Source organism: Paenibacillus sp. J22P277, from assembly GCF_059383675.1.
Genome location: NZ_JBXENS010000004.1, coordinates 570,848 through 586,999, shown reverse-complemented (window position 1 = coordinate 586,999; position 16,152 = coordinate 570,848). Strand labels below are relative to the sequence as shown.

14 protein-coding genes are annotated in these 16,152 nt (G+C 62.2%); 13 read left to right on the top strand and 1 reads right to left on the bottom strand.

Annotated features, from left to right (window positions below):
- Positions 1 to 84 precede the first annotated feature (84 nt).
- The 5 genes from AC50YL_RS15960 (at position 85) to lacZ (ending at position 7,777) form a co-directional block, all read left to right on the top strand.
- On the top strand, positions 85 to 930 hold the full coding sequence (locus tag AC50YL_RS15960; protein WP_494833187.1) for a hypothetical protein: 846 nt from the start codon (positions 85 to 87) through the stop codon (positions 928 to 930).
- The gene (locus tag AC50YL_RS15955) at positions 927 to 2,564 is read left to right on the top strand and encodes an efflux RND transporter periplasmic adaptor subunit (RefSeq protein WP_494833186.1); all 1,638 of its coding nucleotides are present in this window, start codon (positions 927 to 929) and stop codon (positions 2,562 to 2,564) included. Before AC50YL_RS15960 ends, AC50YL_RS15955 begins: the two co-directional genes overlap by 4 nt.
- The gene (locus tag AC50YL_RS15950; protein WP_494833185.1) at positions 2,564 to 3,295 is read left to right on the top strand and encodes an ABC transporter ATP-binding protein; all 732 of its coding nucleotides are present in this window, start codon (positions 2,564 to 2,566) and stop codon (positions 3,293 to 3,295) included. The genes AC50YL_RS15955 and AC50YL_RS15950 overlap by 1 nt, the downstream gene beginning before the upstream one ends.
- Positions 3,261 to 4,433 (top strand): ABC transporter permease, encoded by a 1,173-nt coding sequence (locus AC50YL_RS15945; protein ID WP_494833184.1) that lies wholly within the window; start codon positions 3,261 to 3,263, stop codon positions 4,431 to 4,433. The genes AC50YL_RS15950 and AC50YL_RS15945 overlap by 35 nt, the downstream gene beginning before the upstream one ends.
- Before the next feature lie 218 nt (positions 4,434 to 4,651).
- The gene (lacZ, locus tag AC50YL_RS15940) at positions 4,652 to 7,777 is read left to right on the top strand and encodes a beta-galactosidase, LacZ type (RefSeq protein ID WP_494833183.1); all 3,126 of its coding nucleotides are present in this window, start codon (positions 4,652 to 4,654) and stop codon (positions 7,775 to 7,777) included.
- Positions 7,778 to 7,852: 75 nt separating this feature from the next.
- Here lacZ and AC50YL_RS15935 read toward each other — a convergent pair whose 3' ends face one another.
- Positions 7,853 to 8,926 carry an efflux RND transporter periplasmic adaptor subunit gene (locus AC50YL_RS15935; protein WP_494833182.1) on the bottom strand — a complete coding sequence of 358 codons (1,074 nt, stop codon included), beginning with the start codon at positions 8,924 to 8,926 and terminating at the stop codon, positions 7,853 to 7,855.
- Between the two features lie 293 nt (positions 8,927 to 9,219).
- Here AC50YL_RS15935 and AC50YL_RS15930 point away from each other — a divergent pair, with 293 nt between their 5' ends.
- The 8 genes from AC50YL_RS15930 to AC50YL_RS15895 all read left to right on the top strand — a co-directional run bounded on the left by AC50YL_RS15930 (position 9,220) and on the right by AC50YL_RS15895 (position 16,150).
- A complete protein-coding gene (locus AC50YL_RS15930) occupies positions 9,220 to 10,443 on the top strand; it encodes an MFS transporter (RefSeq protein WP_494833181.1) in 1,224 nt (407 codons plus the stop codon).
- Positions 10,440 to 10,637: a hypothetical protein gene (locus AC50YL_RS15925; protein ID WP_494833180.1), complete on the top strand. Its 198-nt coding sequence runs from the start codon at positions 10,440 to 10,442 to the stop codon at positions 10,635 to 10,637. The genes AC50YL_RS15930 and AC50YL_RS15925 overlap by 4 nt, the downstream gene beginning before the upstream one ends.
- A 58-nt stretch (positions 10,638 to 10,695) precedes the next feature.
- Entirely contained in the window at positions 10,696 to 11,478 is a 783-nt protein-coding gene (locus AC50YL_RS15920) for a VOC family protein (protein ID WP_494833179.1), read from the top strand.
- Between the two features lie 17 nt (positions 11,479 to 11,495).
- A complete protein-coding gene (locus tag AC50YL_RS15915; protein WP_494833178.1) occupies positions 11,496 to 12,971 on the top strand; it encodes a GyrI-like domain-containing protein in 1,476 nt (491 codons plus the stop codon).
- A 278-nt stretch (positions 12,972 to 13,249) separates the two neighbouring features.
- Positions 13,250 to 13,435 (top strand): ribosome rescue factor BrfA, encoded by a 186-nt coding sequence (brfA, locus tag AC50YL_RS15910; RefSeq protein ID WP_494833177.1) that lies wholly within the window; start codon positions 13,250 to 13,252, stop codon positions 13,433 to 13,435.
- Positions 13,436 to 13,604: 169 nt separating this feature from the next.
- Positions 13,605 to 14,369, top strand: a complete 765-nt coding sequence (locus AC50YL_RS15905; protein ID WP_494833176.1) for a DUF2087 domain-containing protein — start codon at positions 13,605 to 13,607, stop codon at positions 14,367 to 14,369.
- 27 nt (positions 14,370 to 14,396) lie between these two features.
- Positions 14,397 to 14,810: a GIY-YIG nuclease family protein gene (locus AC50YL_RS15900; RefSeq protein ID WP_494833175.1), complete on the top strand. Its 414-nt coding sequence runs from the start codon at positions 14,397 to 14,399 to the stop codon at positions 14,808 to 14,810.
- Between the two features lie 266 nt (positions 14,811 to 15,076).
- Positions 15,077 to 16,150: an ABC transporter substrate-binding protein gene (locus AC50YL_RS15895; RefSeq protein WP_494833174.1), complete on the top strand. Its 1,074-nt coding sequence runs from the start codon at positions 15,077 to 15,079 to the stop codon at positions 16,148 to 16,150.
- Positions 16,151 to 16,152 lie beyond the last annotated feature (2 nt).

Sequence of the window (16,152 nt, the reverse complement as noted above, 5' to 3'; positions counted from 1 at the left end):
CGAAGGCCGAATTCACATGGATTTCATTTAAGTTTGCTAATGTGGGAGGCGATAGACGAATCAGAGAGGTGGATACCAAACCTTATGGAACGCTCAAGCATAAAATTGATGGCGGCCGCGATGTTGATCTCGGTCATGCTTGCCGGATGCGGCGCGCAAAACGATACGCAATCCGCTGACGGCGGACAAGCCGACGTTCAAGGTTCGAACGGCGGAGCAGCCGCGGCGCAGGGGACGGACAGCGGCGGCAGCGGGCCGCAGCAGCCTGACCGGACGGCCGATTATTTCGCCAAGGTGGTGAAGGCGTCCGGCGATTCCATCATCGTGCAGAAATCGACGACGTCTCCGGCGGATATGCCTTCGTTCGGCGGCGGCCGCGGAGGCGGCCAACGCCCGCAGGGCGGCGAAGGCGGCCAAGGCCAGGGCCAAGGCGGCGGAGGAACCGGCGGCCAGCGGGGCAATTGGCAGCGCGGCAACGGCGCGGACGGAACCGGCGGTCAAGCCCAAGCCGGCCAAAGCCAAGCAGCAGACGGTCAAGCCGGCGGCGGTCAGACGGCGGCGGGCGGGCAAACCGGCGACGGTCAAGCTGCCGGCGGCACGGGAACCGGCGGTCAAGGCCAGGGTCAAGGCGGCCGGCAGGGCGGGCGTCCCGGAGGCGGAGGCGGCTTCGCGAACCAGATGACGTTCGCGGACGAGCAGATCACCGTTCCGGTGAATGCCGACACCGAAATCGTGAAGTTCGGCCGCGGGCAGAGCGGAGTCACGACCGACACGATGAAAGCGGCCGACCTGCAGGCGGGCGACATTCTCATGGTATGGCTCGGTTCCGACAATAAGACGGCGCAGTACATCAGGCTTCAATTCAATCCGGCAAATGCAAGCAATCCTGCAAACGCGGGCAATACGGGAAAGGCAGGTAACGGACAATGAGAAAATGGTGGCTGCTTGGAATCGGCGCGCTGATCGTTGCCGCCGGGGTCGTCTATTATTTGAAGCGGGACACGAAGGAGACGGCGGCGGCTCCGGTCGTGCAGACGGCGCGGGTCGCGAAGGGGACGATCGAGGTGAGCGTCAGCGGTACGGGAAGCTTGGCGCCGATCGATAAAGCGACCGTAAAAGCATCCGGGCAGGGGACCGTCGAGAAGGTCAACGTGGCGGAAGGCGCGGTCGTGAAGAAGGGCGACGTGCTCCTCACGATCGAAGGCGAGGATAACGGCGACAAGATCAAATCGGATCAGTTGAACCTCGAAAGCCAGCTGCTCGATTTGGCGGATACGCAGAACAAGCTGAAGACCGCGACGGACGATGCCGGCATCGACAGCATCAAGCTGAATTTGAAGAAGATGCAGCTGCAAATCGACCAGACGCGGGCGGAGATCGCGGATCTGCAGGACGCGGAGACCGGCAGCACGATCACCTCGCCGATCGACGGCACGATCACGACGCTGAGCGTGGCGGCGGGCGATTCGCTCAATCCGTCCACCGAGCTGATGGATATCTCGAATTACGCGAAGCTCCAAATGGTCGTCGGCATCGACGAGCTGGACATCGCCAAAGTGAAAAACGGCCAAATCGCGACGATCTCCGTCGAGGCGCTTGCAGACAAGTCTTATACCGGCAAGGTCGTCAAGATCGCGGACGAGGGAACGGCCAGCAACGGCGTCGCGTCGTTCGACGTCACGGTCGCGCTGGATAAAGCGGACGGCCTGAAGAGCGGCATGTCGGCCGAAGCGACCATCGAGGTCGAGAAGAAAGAAAACACGCTGATGCTGCCGATCGACGCGGTGCAATCGCTGGGCAACCGGTACATGGTGTTCGTGCCTGCGGCAGCGGGCGGAACAGGCACTGGAACGGGCGCGGCGGGAGGTCAAGGAGCCGCTTCCGGTCAAGGCGCGGCAGCCGGCCAAGGTCAAGGAACAGCCGGCGGTCAAGGAACGGCGGGCGGCCAAGGAGCATCGACCCAAGGCGGACAAGGTCAAGGAACGGCAGGCGAACAAAACGAAGCAGGCCAAGGAGCGACGGGTCAAGGCCAGGGCGGCGGTCAAGGCGCACAAGGCCAAGGAGGAGCGCAAGGCGCAGGGGGTTACGGCGGCGCAGGCGGTGCCGGCGGCGGCCAAGCCGGCCAAGGCGGAGGCAGACGCGGCCAAGGCGGCTATGCCGGCGCAGGCGGAGGCGGTTACGCCGCTGCGGGAGGACAAGGCGGTTTCGCGGGCCGCGCCGGCAGCAACCGCAGCGGAGCCAGCAGCGCGAACAGCCGTTTCGGCACGGGAACGCCGGTCGTCATTACCGTCGGCATCCATAACGAAGATTATATCGAGGTGCTGTCGGGTCTCTCGGAAGGCGATCGCGTCATCCTGCCGACCGTCGTGACTTCTTCCTCGAACCAGCAGCAGGCAGGTCTCGGAGCGGGAGGACTTGGCGGTCTAGGCGGCGCAACCTTCGGCGGCGCGGGCGGCTTCGCTGGCGGAGGCGGTTTTGGCGGAGGCGGCTTCGGAGGCGGCGCAGGCGGAGGCCGTGCCGGCGGCGCGACGACGCGCGCAGCGGGCGGCGGGGGTACAAGGTAATGGAAGCGAAGCGCGAACCGTTGATTCAGATCGAATCGCTGTCGAAGCAGTACAAGATGGGCGGCGAAACCGTGTATGCGCTGAACGAGATTTCGCTGCGCGTCGATCACGGCGATTTTCTGGCCATCATCGGCCCCTCCGGTTCCGGCAAGTCGACGCTCATGAACGTCATCGGCTGCCTGGACGGTCCGACGTCGGGCAAATACTGGCTCGACGGCGAGGAAGTCAGCCGGCTTCGCGAGAACCGGCTGGCTGAGATCCGCAACCAGAAGATCGGCTTCATCTTCCAAGGCTTCAACCTGCTCAACAAACTGTCCGCGCTCGAGAACGTGGAGCTGCCGCTGATCTACCGCGGCGTGCCGGCGAAGCAGCGCAAGGAGCAGGCGATCGAGGCGCTGACGAAAGTAGGGCTCGAGGAACGCGTCCGCCACAAGCCGAGCGAGCTGTCCGGGGGACAGCAGCAGCGCGTCGCGATCGCGCGGGCGCTGGCGGGCAATCCGCCGATCCTGCTCGCCGACGAACCGACGGGCGCGCTCGATACGCGCACGGGCGCCGAAGTCATGGTGCTCATGCAGGAGCTGAACAAGCTCGGCCATACCATCGTTCTGATTACGCATGACATCGCCATTTCCAAGCAGGCAAGACGTGTCGTTCGCATCCAGGACGGTCAAATCAGCGAAGAAGGCGGTGAGAGACGTGAACGTCAGTCAAGCCTTCAAAATGGCGGCTAAAAGCATACTCGCGAACAAAATGCGTTCCCTGCTCACCATGCTCGGCATCATCATCGGGGTCGCGGCCGTCATCGCGCTCGTCGGCGTCGGGCAGGGCACGACGAAGCAGGTTACCGATCAGGTGCAGAGTCTCGGCACGAACCTGCTGACCGTGAGCATCACGGGACGCGGCTCCAAGACGACGCTCGATTATAAAGAGGCGGATGAGATTACGAACACGTCGGATATCGAGTTCGCCGCGCCGTACAACCAGTCGAACGCGACCGTGAAGAACGGCAGCGAAAGCACGAGCGTCAGCGTCGTCGGCTCGACGGCCGATTATTTGGACGTCAAGGATTACAGCGTTGCTGCGGGAAGGTTCGTCGCGCAGATTGATCTCGACTATTATCAGAAGATCGCCGTGCTCGGCTCGACGACGGCAACGGATCTGTTCGGAACGACGAACGCGATCGGCCAGACGTTTCTGATTAACGGCGTGCGCTACAAGGTCGTGGGCGTGCTGGCGACGAAGGGCAGCTCGCTGACCGGCTCCAACGACGAGATCGTCATCATTCCGATCACGACGTCCGAACGGCTGTTCAAGTCGAAGGGCGTCAAGTCGATCAACGTCCAGGTGGCCGACGCGGATAAGATGGACACGGTCATGACGGAGCTCGAAACCGCGCTCAGCAAGAAATTCCGCGGCGACACGAACAGCTACCGCGTGTTCAACCAGCAGGATCTGCTGGATTCGTTCAGCAGCATCTCGGATACGCTGTCGCTCGCGCTCGGCGGCGTCGCCGCGATCTCGCTGCTCGTCGGCGGCATCGGCATCATGAACATCATGCTCGTGTCCGTCACGGAGCGGACGCGGGAGATCGGCATCCGCAAAGCGATCGGCGCCAAGAAGCGCGATATCCTGACCCAATTCCTGATCGAGGCGATCGCGCTGAGCGGTCTCGGCGGCATCCTCGGGATCGCGATCGGACTCGGGACGGCGCAGCTGCTGCAGAAGTTCGCGAGCATGACCGTCGTCGTCTCGATCCCGGTCATCGGCCTCGCGTTCGGCTTCTCGGTCTTCATCGGCGTCGTGTTCGGCCTCTTCCCGGCGAACAAGGCTTCCAGCCTGCGGCCGATCGAAGCGCTGCGATTCGAATAGCATTCGAATCGGGATGAAGCAGTCTTCGATGCAGCTTATGAAAGTCGGCTTTGAAGGAACGGCCGGACAGGGATTCGCTCCCTGTCCGGCCGTTTTCGCATGTCTGCCGGCGGACCGCCATTATTAGCTATTTGCCCGCGCTTATTTTATATTTACGCTACGGCGGACCTCATATACAGTAGGGGTGAACGCTTAAATCCCGTAAAAGAGGTGCTTCCTTGAAGTCGAAATTCACGTATACCCCGCCGGCCAACGGTTACCCGGAATGGAACAACAACCCGGATATTTTCGAGCTGAACCGGATGAAAGCGCATGCCACGCTGATGCCGTTCGACTCCGTCGAAGAGGCGCTGCAGGGCAACCGCGCGGCATCCCGCAGTTATTCGTCGCTGAACGGCATGTGGAAATTCGCGTTCGCGGAGAATCCGTCGCAGCGCATCGTTAACTTCTATGAAGACGGCTTCGACCACGCGGGCTGGGACGAGATCAAGGTTCCCGCGCACTGGCAGCTGCAGGGCTACGATTATCCGCAATATACGAATATCCGCTATCCGTGGGAAGCGTCCGAAGAACTCGTGCAGCCGTTCGCGCCGACCAAATACAATCCCGTGGGCTCCTACGTGCGCAGCTTCGCGGTACCGGACGGCTGGGAAGGCCAGCCGGTGTTCATCAGCTTCCAAGGCGTCGAGTCCGCCTTCTACGTCTGGGTGAACGGCGAGCTCGTCGGCTACAGCGAGGATACGTTCACGCCCGCGGAGTTCGACCTGACGCCGTACCTGCGCGCGGGCGAAAACAAGCTGGCCGTGGAAGTCTATCGCTGGTGCGACGCGAGTTGGCTGGAGGACCAGGATTTCTGGCGGATGAGCGGGATTTTCCGGGACGTGTATTTGTACACGGCGCCCAAGGCGCACGTATACGATTTCTTCGCGGTGACGGAGCTGGACGAGGCGTACCGGGATGCGGAATTAAAGCTGAACGCGACGATCCTGAATTACTTCGAGCAGGACCTCGGCACGGTGACGCTCGAGGCGCAGCTGTACGACGGCGGCGGCCAAGCCGTGCTGCCGCAGCCGATCACGGTGCATGCGGCGCTCGGAAGCGGCGCGTCGGAGCTCGAGATCGAAGTCTCCGCGAACGTGGCGAATCCGCTGAAATGGAGCGCCGAACAGCCGAATCTGTACACGCTCGTCATCGGCTTGAAGGACGGCGAAGGGCGTTTGCTGGAAACCGTCAGCTCGCGGATCGGCTTCCGCAAGTTCGAGATCAAGGACAAGCTGATGCTGATCAACGGCAAGCGCATCGTCTTCAAGGGCGTCAACCGCCACGAATTTTCCAGCCGCACCGGACGGGCGCTCGGCTACGAGGACATGCTGACGGACGTGAAGCTGATGAAGACGCACAACATCAACGCGGTGCGGACGTCGCATTACCCGAACAACCCGCTCTGGTACGAGCTGTGCGACGAGTACGGCCTGTACGTCATCGACGAGACGAACCTGGAGACGCACGGCAGCTGGGAATACAACTCGCCGGTGCTGAAGCCGAACTTCGTGCCCGGCAGCGACCCGGCTTGGACGGACAACGTGCTCGACCGCGCCAACTCCATGCTGCAGCGCGACAAGAACCATCCGTCGATCGTCATCTGGTCGCTCGGCAACGAATCGTTCGGCGGCGATAACTTCGTCCGCATGCACGACTTCCTGCGCGAGGCGGATCCGTCGCGGATCGTCCATTACGAGGGCGTCACGCAGTGGCGGCCGTCCGACGCGGCGACGGATATCGAGAGCCACATGTACTCCCCGCCGGCCAAGGTCGCGGAATACGGGGCGTTCCCGAATTCGCCGAAGCCGTTCATCCTGTGCGAATACAGCCATGCCATGGGCAATTCCGTCGGCGGCCTGCATCTGTACACGGAGCTGTTCGACAAGTATCCGCTCGTGCAGGGCGGCTTTATCTGGGATTGGATCGACCAGGCGATTCTATCGACGAACGCGGACGGCGCCCCGTATATGGCGTACGGCGGCGATTTCGGCGAGCAGCCGCATGACGGCAATTTCTGCGGCAACGGACTGATCTTCGCGGATCGCTCGGTATCGCCGAAGCTGCTGGAAGTGAAGCAGTGCTACCAGAACGCCGCGATCGCGGCCGTGGACCTGAGCCGCGGCGCCGTAAGCGTGCTGAACAAGAACCTCTTTACCGATTTGGACGCGTTCGCGCTGCAATGGTCCGTCGCCCTTGACGGCGTCGAAGCGGCAAGCGGGACGCTGCACGTATCGGCGGCGCCAGGCGAGTCCGCCGAGATCGCGATCCCGCTGCCGGAGCGCAGCCGCGAAGACGGCGAAGCCGTCCTGACCGTGAGCCTGCTGACGAAGTCCGATTCGCCGTGGGCCGACGCCGGCCATGAAGTCGCCTTCGAGCAGTTCGTGCTGCCGGAAGCGGAGCTGGCCGCGGCGAGCGTCGGACGCGCGAAGCGCCGTCCGGGCGCGCTCGAGATCGCGGAGGACGGCGGCAAGCTGGTCGTCCGCGGCGAAGGCTTCTCGGTCGCGGTCGATCAGGCGAACGGCAGCCTTGCGTCGTACAACGTGAATGGCATTGAGCTGATCCGCGGCGCGCTGGCGCCGAACTTCTGGCGCGCGTATACGGACAACGACCGCGGCAACAAGCATCACGAGCGCTGCGCGACTTGGCGTTCCGCGGGCGAAGAGCGCAAGCTTCGCGCGCTGAGCTGGGAGCCGCAGGCGGACCGCGTGACCGTGCATGCCGAATTCACGCTGCCGACGACGACGGAATCCCGGTGCTCGGTATCGTACGCCATCCTGAGCAGCGGCGCCGTCGAGGTGGGCCTGCAGCTGTCTCCGGGCGAAGGCCTGCCGGAAATTCCGGAGATCGGCCTGATGCTGACGATGGACGGGTCGTTCGACCGGCTGGAATGGTACGGCAAAGGACCGCATGAATCGTATTGGGACCGCCAGCACGGCGCGAAGATCGGCCGTTACGCCGGCACGGTCGCGGAGCAGTTCGTTCCGTACCTGCGTCCGCAGGAGTGCGGCAACAAGGTCGGCGTCCGCAGCGCATCGGTCGGCAACGGCCAAGGCGCTTCGCTGCACGTCACGGGCGACCCGCTGATCGAGCTGAACGCCTTGCCGTACACGCCGTTCGAGCTGGAAGCCCATGATCATGCCTACAAACTGCCGGCCAGCGACAAAACGGTCGTGCGGATCAACCACAAGCAGATGGGCGTCGGCGGCGACGACAGCTGGGGCGCGAAGGCGCATCCGCAATACGTGCTCCACGCGAACCGGACGTACGGTTTCCGCTTTACGTTGACCGGCCTGTCCGAATAACGAACAAGCGCCTCGGCGCGAACGGCATACATCGTATGCCGTCCGCCGGGGCGCTTCTTTGTGTTCTCTTTCGCTTTAATTATCGATGACGACGCCTTGGCCCTCCTCCAAGCCTTTGAGGACCTCGACCTGATTGCTAGTCTTCAATCCGGCCTCGATGTCGACTTCCTTCACGCGGCTGTTCTCGATCGTCTCGACATAGTCGCGGCCGAACATGGTTTTCAAGGCTTCGCGCGGAATGATGAGCACGTTGTCGCGCTTTTCGATGAACAGCTTGAAGTCGGCGTAGGTGCCGATCCGTACGGGCGCGCCCGCATCCTTCAAGGCGATGACGAGCGACTTGGCGTTGCGGCGGTTCACGGCGTCGTCGTCGCTTTTCGGCGCGGTGGCCGGCGTTTGGATGACGGAGCCCGCATACGATACCTTGTCGAGCGTAAGCGCGACCTCGGCGCCCTTCTGCACCGAACGGATCTTCGTGGCGTCGGTGGCGTCATAGACGAAATTGACTTTCGCGGGATCCGAGACGACTGCCATCGCGACATTGGCTTCCACCGCTTCGCCCGGCTTCAGGTCGTTCAGGTACGTGACCAGCCCGTTGGCCGGCGCGAAGAGCATCGCCTTGCGATACTGCTCCTTCAGCGCGTTCAGCTGCAGCTGATCCGCTTCCAGATCGATTTTCGCCAAGGCGACGGCATCCTTGTCCGAATCTTGCTTGACGGCGTCCTGATAGCGGAGGCTGCGCTGCTCGACGGTCAATTCCTGCAGCTTCAGGCGTATCGGCAGGTCGCCGGTATCGAGCTCCGCGATCGGCGCTCCAGCCTTGACGGTATCGCCTTCGCTCACGTAGAGCTTCTTGAGGATGCCGCCCGACTCCGGGAACGAGACGGTTTGGTTGACCTCGGACACGGCCGATGCCGAGGAGGAAAGGTATAACTCCATATTGCCGCGGGTGACGGGCGACGTCTCGTGGACGGCGGCTTTGCTGGTCAGCGCGGGCGGATCGAGCGGTTCTTCTTCGTTCGGCAGCAGCGAGCAGCCGGCAAGCAGCGAGAGGGCGGCGCATAAGGCGGCGGATCGCCGCGCAAGATGAAGCCGGCGTTTCGAAATCGTCGGGTGAGCCATATGCGGGAAATGAACTCCCTTCATCATGGAATAATGGGAAACCTATATTTTACAACTTTGTCTATTCAAGCATAAACCCGGACTATGGAGGTGTCAATGTGCGCGCTTCCATTTTGCGGTCTTGTTTTTCCGCCAGCCCCAAAATAACGTGAGCTGCATGCCTCTGCGGGGAAGGATGGGCGAACGCGGACGTTATTTTGACCCGAAAATCTGCGAATCGGATAATTGTCACCCCTTTCCCGCTATGCTATGGTAGCAGATAGACGCTAGACAGGCGGAAAGACAGGCTTGAGGTCACGCGCGAAAGGCGGTAAAGCAAGATGACAACAGCTTCGGCACGTACGGCTGTTTTGCGGACGGGCACGGTATATGCCATTCTGTTCGCGATCAGCTCCGTACATTTATTGAACGACACCATGCAAGCGGTCGTAAGCGCGCTGTTCCCGGTGTTTCAGGATTCGCTCCATTTGACGTACGGGCAAATGGGCTGGATCGCGTTCACGCTCAACATGACGTCTTCCGTCATGCAGCCGGTCGTGGGTTATTTCTCGGATAAACGGCCCATGCCGTGGATGCTGCCGATCGGAATGGGCCTCAGCTTGCTCGGCATGGCGGGCCTCGCTTACGCGCCGGGCTTTTCCTATGTGCTGCTGGCGGTCGTGTTCGTCGGTCTCGGCTCCGCGGTATTCCATCCGGAAGGCTCGCGCGTCGTCTACTTCGCGGCCGGCGGACGGCGCGGACTGGCGCAGTCCATCTACCAGGTCGGCGGCAACGCCGGCAGCTCGCTCGCCCCGCTCATGACGATCTTCGTCTTCATCCCGCTCGGCCAGCCCGGCGCGGTATGGGGAACGCTGCTGGCCGCGGCGGCCATCGCGATTCTGCTGCGCGTCGTGCCGTGGTACAAAACGCAGCTGAACGAGCACGGCAAGCCGGTCAAGAAGGCAAAGTCCGCGGGGACCGTGAACGGGGCAGCCGGCAAAGGGCGGTCCGTCATCGTGTTCGCGATGACGATCCTGGTGCTGCTCGTCTTCGCGCGGTCCTGGTACGTAAGCGGCATCTCCAGCTTCTACAACTTCTTTGCGGAAGAGAAGTACGGCTTGTCGGTCAAAGCGGCTCAGGTGCCGATCTTTCTGTTCATGGCCGCGGGCGTGCTGGGCACGTTCTTCGGCGGCGTGCTGGCGGACCGGTTCGGACGCAAGCGGATGATCATCTTCTCGGTCGGGGGCGCGGCGCCGTTCGCGCTGCTGCTGCCGCATATGCCGCTCGGCTGGGTCTATCCCGTCAGCTTCGTGCTCGGCTTCATCCTGCTGTCCGGATTTTCCGTCAGCGTCGTGTACGCCCAGGAGCTGATCCCGAACAACGTCGGGATGGCGTCCGGACTGATCACCGGCCTCGCATTCGGGATGGGGGCGCTCGGCGCCATCGTGCTCGGCAACGCGGCGGAGGCGTGGGGGCTCGGCAAAGTCATGAACTATTCGAGCGTCCTGCCGCTGCTGGGACTGCTCGCCATCCTGCTGCCGCCCGACAGGCGCGAAGGAGCATGAAGTTGAACCGGGAGCCGATGCGGCTCCCGGTTTTTTCATGCCTTCTTGAGCGCGAGGAAGACGGGCAAGCCGTTCTGCAGACCGGAGCCAAGGATTATTTTGAAACAATAGAAGGGATTTCCATTAAAAAAGGCGAATATACATTCGCATGCCGGCGCGTTGGAAGTATGCACTGGGCAGCGGCTTCGCCCTGACGCAGTGAGGGCGCCAGCCGGTTTAACTTTATATCCGGCAAATGGAGGCGGTTTTAGGATGGGGAAACAAATCGGCAGCTCGCTGAGCGTGCTCGTCGTATCCGATCTTGCCCGGTCGCGGCAGTATTACCGGGAGGTGCTCGGCTTCGACGTGACCGACTGGTGGGCCGAGCGGGACGGACTGAACGGCATGGCGCTGAAGCTGCACCAGGCGCCTGAAGGGTTCAAGCCGGTGCCCAACCCGCCGGAGAGCGGCGCGGACACCGGCATCGACGTGCAGGGCTACGCCGATACATGGGCCGGACTTGACGCCTTGTACGCGGAATTCAGGAGCAAGGGAGCCAAGTTCGCCCGGGAACCGGTCGTGTACGCGGACTTCGGGCCGTGGAAGGAATTCGTCGTCGAAGACCCGGACGGCTACCATCTCGCTTTCGGCGGCGTGGACGGCGGACGGGCCCGCATCAGCATTCAGCCGCAGATCGATGCCGCCATCCTGTGGGTGAGGGACCTGGGAAGCGCGGTCGAGCGGTACGGCAAGCTGATGGGCTTGCAGATCCGCGATGAAGACCGTTACGGCCATCTGCACCTGTTCCGGTTCGATAACGGGACGAATCTCATGTTGGATTCGAATGGCATGGCGAATGTGCCGGTAGTAGAACTCGGACCGGCGCTGAAGCTGGGCGCGTACGACATCGAACGGGCGAAGCGCGAAGCGCTCGAATGCGGATTCGAAGTCGTGCGCGACATTCAGCGGCTTCCGTCGGTCGCGTATTTCAACATCCGCGACGAAGACGGCAACGTCGTCATGATTACGCAAGATCTCGTGCAGGCGGGATCATAAGGAAGCGGGGGAACGAGATGAGGGTACGTATCGTGGAAATGCCGGCGATGAAAGCGGCGGTGATCCGCTCGGAGCTCGGCGGCGAAGGCACGCGCAACGCTTGGCGGCGCATCCGCGAACTGCTCGCGGGTCATTCGGCCGTGAAGAACGACGAGTACGGGCTGGTGTTCATCCCGGAGTGGCAGTGGGCGACCGGCGTGCGGGAGCTGTGGACCGGCGTCGAGGTAGACGGATTCGAAGGACTTCCGGACGGCGTGGAGACGATCGCGATTCCGGGACGCAAGTTCGCCAAGCTGACGGTTCGCGGCGACGGAAACCGGATGAACGAAGCTTATGCGTCCCTTGCGCAATGGTTCGAACGGGAAGGCATCGAGCGCGACGTGACGGAAGGCTCCTTCGGCTTCGAGGCGAACCGGCTGAAGCCGGTCAATCCGTTCGATATTCCCCGCTCGGACATCGCCTTCTTCGATTACGACATCTACGCGCCCATCAAGCATGCGGAGGAGGTCGAAACGGACCTGTTCCCGCGCGTCGAAAGCATCGAGGTGAAACCGCAGCCCGCACGGCGGATCGTCGGGGTCGAGCGCTTCGTCGGGCAGCAGGACGGCGAAGATCCCGGATTGGCCATTCCCGCGATATGGGAAGCTTTCCGCCGTCTAAGCGGCGGAAGTATCGGAGCCAGCGGCCGCGAAGCGTCGTACGGCTTGTTTACGTACGAACCGCCCTTCGGCCCCGGACAAAGCTTCCTGTATTTGGCCGGCGTCGAAGCGGCGGATGACGGGAGTCCGATTCCGGACGGGATGGTCGAGCGGACGATTCCCGCCGGGGAATTCGCTGCGGTTACCTATCGAGGGCCGGTCGCGCATATTCAGGAGGCGTGGGGGTTCTTCCACGGGAGCTGGCGCGGGCATTCGGCGTACGATGCCATCGACGATTACGAATACGAACGCTACGACGGGCGGTTCCTGGGACCGGAGAACGAAGAGTCCGTCATCGAGCTGCATGTTCCGATGATCAAGGCGGAAGCGCCTTCGCTGCTGACGGATAAACGCATGTTCGATCGCAAAGGCGGCTTCGAGCTGCAGGACCTGCGGGGCGCGAAGGTTCATATGGCCTGCTTCAAAGGCGCCGAATTCCACGGCGTCGATCTGCGGGACGCCTCGCTGCGGCACGTGAATTTCGTCAACGGCAAGTGGGAGCATATTTATTTCTCGAACGTGCATGTCAGCCATGTTCAGCTCGGAGGCACGGTGTTCGACAATATCAAGCGGCCGGACGCGCAGCAAAGCCGGTTGGATGAAGAACCCGGCACGGACGGCTGGGTCAACGTCGAACCGGTGGTCTTCCGAAACAGCGACTTAAGCGGAGCCGTCTTCGACAATTGCGCGCTGAACGGCGTCGATATCCGAGGCTGCCGGCTGGACGGCATGACGATCGACGGCGTTCCGGTCGCCGAGCTCCTTGCCGCCTACGCGGCGGCGAAGAGCCGGTAGATCGGGAGAGAGTGGCGGCGAACGTGTTCGACTATCCAAGGACGTTCGCCTGACATAACCGGCATGAGCCCGATCCGAACGGAGCCGTGACTTGGGCCGCGAACGGAGCAGGCGGACGGAGCAATATCGCGGCGCCGGAGCGTCGGCGGCGGGGCAAATCGCCCGTTTCCGGCTGCTCCGGGCCGATCGCGCTTGAACGAACCGGCGCCGATCGCGTACACTGGGGAGAAGCCGCGCGTTTGCGGCGCAATAATACGACTATAGGAGCGTGCATCGGCATGGCGAAGAGTTTGGCGCGAAGGCGCATGGAGAAACGGTTGCGGCAGGGCGGATTGGATCCCCGGCAGCAAAGGGGGAATTGGAACGGCGTGAAGCCGGTGACGAGAGTGAAGCCGGACAAACGGAAATACGCGCATCCCAAGAATGACGATGTTCGAGGCTTTAAGCCTGCCGCCGCGGCTTGAAGCTTGGATCATCGTCATTCTTTCGTTAGCGGAAGCCGGCCGGTTCGAACGGGACGGGTAGCGCAGGCTGGATGGATCTCTCGGGAATGCGCGCCGATTAGTCTTGCGCCCGATCGACAGGATCGGCTATGCTCAATTCATTGATCGAACTTTATCGGGAGGGTTTGAGATGGACGTGCCGGAAGCGATATACGGAGCGACATTGTCGGAATTGAAGCAAGGGTATGTGTACCACGCGGAATCGGACAGTTACTGCTGCCTCGTCTGCGGAGAACGATTCGAGGAAGGCATCGTGTACGAGGCGGACGGCCGGTTGATGGAAGCATATCGGGCGATCGCGCGGCATATCGGAGCCGCGCACGGTACCATGCTGCAGCTGCTGCTCGAATTGGACAAGAAGGCGACCGGCTTGACCGATCTGCAGAAGCAGCTGGTCGGCATGTTCGCCGCCGGGATGTCGGATGCGGACATCGTCGCGTCGACGGGCTCCGGCAGCGCTTCGACGATCCGCAATCACCGGTTCTCGCTGAAGGAACGGGCGAAGCAGGCGAAGCTGTTTCTGGCGATCATGGAGCTGATGGACGGAGGGACCGAGCAAGGCGCCAAAACGGATCCCGCGCGCCGGAACGCGCCGCCCGCGGACGAGCGCTTCGCGCTGACGCCGGAAGAATACAAATCGCTGCTGGACAAATATTTGCCGCAGGGCCTGGAAGGCCCGCTCGCCGGACTGCCCCGCAAGGCGAAGCGCAGAGCCGCGCTGTTCCGCCATATCGCAACAAGCTTCCGCAAAGGCCGCAGGTACAAGGAAGCGGAGGTCGACGAGCTGCTCCGGCGGTTCATGGACGACGAGTACGAGATGCTTCGCCTGCAGATGGTGGATTACGGATTCCTGGTCCGGGAAGGCGACGGAAGCGTCTATCGGCCGAGCGTGTAGCGCAGCCGCGGGACGGAGAGGAGAATCATGAACAGACGCAAAGATTTGCAAAACGAATTCGGCGTGAAGCAGCGGGCGATGGGCGTCTTCCAGATCGTCAACGCGCGCGGCGGGATGCGGTACGTCTCTTCTTCGCCGACGCTGGATTCGGCCTGGAAGCGGGAGAAATTCATGCTCGACACGGGCAGCCATCTGAATTCCGCGCTGCAGCGGGCCTATACGGAGCAGGCCGGCGCGGACTTTCATTTCGAGATTCTGGAGACGCTGGACGGCGAGACGCGGAACGACGGCAAGGAAGCGGCGCAGCCGGGAACGTCCGTGCTTGGCCGGAGCGCCGTGCAGTCGTACCGCGACGCGCTCAAGAGGCTGGAGCGCAAATGGCTGGACGAGCTGAAGCCCTTTGAGCCGGCAGGGTACAACCGTCCGCCGAGAGAGCCGTAAGCCGGGGGCCGAACGCGGCTCTGGCGTACTCCGGCGCTGCGGCTGAACGGATGGAATCGATATAAAATTCAGACAATTTCGCGGATACCTGTTGACATGATCTTGGTCGGCAGGTATTATCAGGAATAAATCATAGTAAATCGATAGGAAAAGAATATTTTAATCCACCGGATTACCGGAGAGACCGTCATCGCGAGATGAGTGCGTCTCTTTTTTTATCGCGATTTTCTGTGATGCCATACCATTTCGAAGTTGGGGGTCATGCCGTGAATACCTTTCGCGTCCGCAAGCAAGTCCGCAAATTCTCCGTCGCCGCCGCCGCGCTGCTCATTGCGTCATCGCTCGTCTTGGGGGGCTGCGCGGAGAAAGAATCGTCCGCCGCCGCCAAGAACGGGAACGGAGAGCCGGAGGTCGCCGAGCTTCGGTACCAAGGCTCCGCGGGCAGCGTCACCTTCCCGGAGCTGGCCGAGGATCTTGGGTATCTCGCGCCGCTCAAGCTGAATTATATCGGCAACACGATCAGCGGTCCGCAGGACATCCAGTCGGTCGTCACCGGCGATACCGATTTCGGCGGCGCCTTCAACGGCGCGGTCGTGAAGCTGCTCGCCGCCAAGGCGCCGATCAAATCGGTCATCTCCTATTACGGCGTGGACGACAATACCTGGACCGGCTATTACGTGCTGGACGGCAGTCCCATCCAATCGGCGAAGGATCTGATCGGCAAGAAGATCGCGGTCAACACGCTCGGCGCGCACCACGAATTCGTCATCAAGGAATATTTGCACCGGGCCGGCTTGACGGCCGACGAGATCAAGCAGGTAACGCTCGTCGTCGTCCCGCCCGTGACGTCGGAACAGACGCTGCGCGCGAACCAAGTCGACGTCGCGGCGCTCGGCGGCATCCTGCGGGATACGGCGCTGGAGCGCGGCGGCATTCACCCGCTGTTCAAGGACGAGGACTTATTCGGAATCTTCAGCGCCGGCACTTACGTGCTGTCGGACAAATTCATCCAGAAAAATCCGAACGCGGCCCGGAAGTTCGTGGAGGCGACCGCCAAGGCGATCGAATGGGCGCGGACGACGCCGAGAGACGAGGTCGTCGCCCGGTTCACGAAGATCATCGAGAACCGCGGACGCAAGGAAGACGCGAAGGCCGTGCAGTTCTGGAAGAGCACGGGCGTCGCCGGCACGGGCGGACTCATCGCCGACAAGGAATTTCAGACGTGGATCGACTGGCTCGTGAAGGAAGGCACGCTCAAGGACGGACAGCTGCAGGCAAAGGATCTGTATACCAATGAATTCAATCCCTATCTGAACGAAGCGAAATCAGAAGCGAAATAAGG

Excerpts from the sequence above, each read along its gene's own strand:
- AC50YL_RS15960 (WP_494833187.1), top strand. The coding sequence starts at position 85 with ATGGAACGCTCAAGCATAAAATTGATGGCGGCCGCGATGTTGATCTCG.
- AC50YL_RS15955 (WP_494833186.1), top strand. The coding sequence starts at position 927 with ATGAGAAAATGGTGGCTGCTTGGAATCGGCGCGCTGATCGTTGCCGCC.
- AC50YL_RS15950 (WP_494833185.1), top strand. The coding sequence starts at position 2,564 with ATGGAAGCGAAGCGCGAACCGTTGATTCAGATCGAATCGCTGTCGAAG.
- AC50YL_RS15935 (WP_494833182.1), bottom strand. The coding sequence starts at position 8,926 with ATGATGAAGGGAGTTCATTTCCCGCATATGGCTCACCCGACGATTTCG.
- AC50YL_RS15930 (WP_494833181.1), top strand. The coding sequence starts at position 9,220 with ATGACAACAGCTTCGGCACGTACGGCTGTTTTGCGGACGGGCACGGTA.
- AC50YL_RS15925 (WP_494833180.1), top strand. The coding sequence starts at position 10,440 with ATGAAGTTGAACCGGGAGCCGATGCGGCTCCCGGTTTTTTCATGCCTT.
- AC50YL_RS15920 (WP_494833179.1), top strand. The coding sequence starts at position 10,696 with ATGGGGAAACAAATCGGCAGCTCGCTGAGCGTGCTCGTCGTATCCGAT.
- AC50YL_RS15915 (WP_494833178.1), top strand. The coding sequence starts at position 11,496 with ATGAGGGTACGTATCGTGGAAATGCCGGCGATGAAAGCGGCGGTGATC.
- brfA (WP_494833177.1), top strand. The coding sequence starts at position 13,250 with ATGGCGAAGAGTTTGGCGCGAAGGCGCATGGAGAAACGGTTGCGGCAG.
- AC50YL_RS15905 (WP_494833176.1), top strand. The coding sequence starts at position 13,605 with ATGGACGTGCCGGAAGCGATATACGGAGCGACATTGTCGGAATTGAAG.
- AC50YL_RS15900 (WP_494833175.1), top strand. The coding sequence starts at position 14,397 with ATGAACAGACGCAAAGATTTGCAAAACGAATTCGGCGTGAAGCAGCGG.